The 2,010-nt window shown below is 73.6% G+C and carries 1 protein-coding gene; it reads left to right on the top strand.

Features of this window, described 5'->3' with window-relative positions; all coding sequences use genetic code 11:
- Positions 1-986: 986 nt before the first annotated feature.
- Positions 987-2,010, top strand: a 1,024-nt coding sequence (locus FJ251_15820; protein MBM4119169.1) for an Mrp/NBP35 family ATP-binding protein, incomplete at its 3' end; no start/stop codon positions are given.

The following is a 2,010-nucleotide window of genomic DNA, read 5'->3' as shown; positions in this document are numbered from 1 at the left end:
GCCGCGCGGCGCACGGGGCGGGGCGACTTCGCGGCCGTCGCGCGCGGCATCGCCGGCTGGGCCCTGCGCGACATGCGGGGCGCCGAGGGCGGCTTCCACGCCGCGCTCGACGCCGACAGCGAGGGCGAGGAGGGGCGCTTCTACGTGTGGCGTCCGGCCGAGCTCGCCGCGCTGCTGGGCGAGGCTGCGGGCGAGCGCTTCGGGCGCATCTACGGCGTCGAGGAGGGCGGCAACTTCCGCGAGGAAGCGACCGGCGAGCGCCTGGGCACGAGCATCCTCTACTTGCCGATGCCGCTGGCCGAGGCCGCCGCGCGCGAGGGCGTGAGCGAAGTCGAGCTGGCCGCCTGGCGCGAGACCCTGCGCGCCGCCCGCGACGGCGGCCGCGTCTGGCCCGAGCGCGACGACAAGGTGCTCACGAGCTGGAACGGCCTGATGATCGCCGGCCTCGCCCGCGCGGGGCGCTTGCTGGGCGAAGCCGAGTGGCTGCGCGCTGCCGGCGAGGCTGCGGACTTCGTGCTGCGCGCGCTGCGCGCGGAGGGACGCCTGCTGGCGGTCTACCGCGCGGGCCAGGCCAAGCTGCCGGCCACGCTGGACGACTGCGCCTTCCTCGCCCTCGGCCTTGTCGAATTGCATGCAGCCACGGGCGAAGCGCGCTGGCTCGAAGAAGCCCGCGCGCTGGCCGACGCCCTGCTCGCCGACTTCGCCGACCCCGCCGGCGGCTTCTACTTCACGGCCACGGGCGAGCCCCTGCACTTCGCGCGACGCCTCGACCCGCACGACGGCGCGCTGCCCTCGGGCAACGGCACGGCTGCGCAGGTGCTGCTGCGCCTCGCGGCCGCGGCGCCCGAGCACGCGGCGCGCTACCGCGCCGCCGCCCGCGCCGCGCTCGACCGTCTCGCGCCCGCCATGGCGCGCCTGCCGCGCGGGACCTTGAGTTTGCTGGCCGCTTTGGCCGATGATCTCGACCACTCGGAGAGGAGAAGCCCGTGAGCAAGAGCAAGGTCACCCAGGACGCCGTCCTCGCCGCGCTGCGCCATATCGAGGACCCCGACCTTCGGCAGGACATCGTCAGCCTCGGCTTCATCAAGGACCTCGAGATCGACGGCGGGCGCGTGGCCTTCTCGATCGAGCTCACCACGCCGGCCTGCCCGGTGAAGGACCTGATGCGGAATGCAGCCACAAACGCTGTGATGGAGGTCCCCGGCGTCGAAGAGGTGGACATCACGATGACCGCGCAGGTGCGCGGGCCGCAGGTGGCCGGCGGCGCGGGGCTCGCGGCCGGGCGCGTGCCCGGGGTGAAGCACATCGTGCCCGTCGCGAGCGGCAAGGGCGGCGTGGGCAAGAGCACCGTCGCCGTGAACCTGGCCGTCGCCCTCGCCGCGCAGGGCGCGCGCGTGGGGCTGATGGACGCGGACATCTACGGGCCCAGCGTGCCGGCCATCCTCGGCATCACCGAGACGCCGCAGGTGGTCAGCGGGCACATCGTGCCCGTGCTGAAGCATGGCGTGAAGGTGATCTCGATGGGCTTCTTCATCGAGGAGAAGCAGGCCGTGGTCTGGCGCGGGCCGATGCTGGCCAAGGCCCTCGACGAGTTCCTCGGCAATGTGGCCTGGGGCGAGCTCGACTACCTGATCGTGGACCTGCCGCCCGGCACCGGCGACGTGCAGCTCAGCCTTTGCCAGAAGCTCGCCCTCACGGGCGCGGTGATCGTCTCGACGCCGCAGGACGTGGCGCTCCAGGTGGCGCAGAAGGCCATCACCCTGTTCGAGATGCTGAAGACGCCCGTGCTCGGCATCGTCGAGAACATGAGCTACTACACGTGTCCGCACTGCGGCGAGCGCGACGACGTCTTCGGGAGCGGCGGCGCCAAGCGCGCGGCCGAGGCGATCGGCCTGCCCTTCCTGGGCGAGCTGCCGCTGGCCTCGACCATCCGCGAGCGCGGCGACCGCGGCCTGCCTAGCGCCCTCGACGGCGAGAGTCCGCAGGGCCGGGCCTTCCGCGCCGTGGCCG

It is taken from the genome of bacterium, from assembly GCA_016873475.1.
Lineage (GTDB): Bacteria > Krumholzibacteriota > Krumholzibacteriia > JACNKJ01 > JACNKJ01 > VGXI01.
The sequence above is the reverse complement of the archived record's forward strand: the minus strand, read 5'-3'. Positions and strand labels throughout refer to the sequence as shown.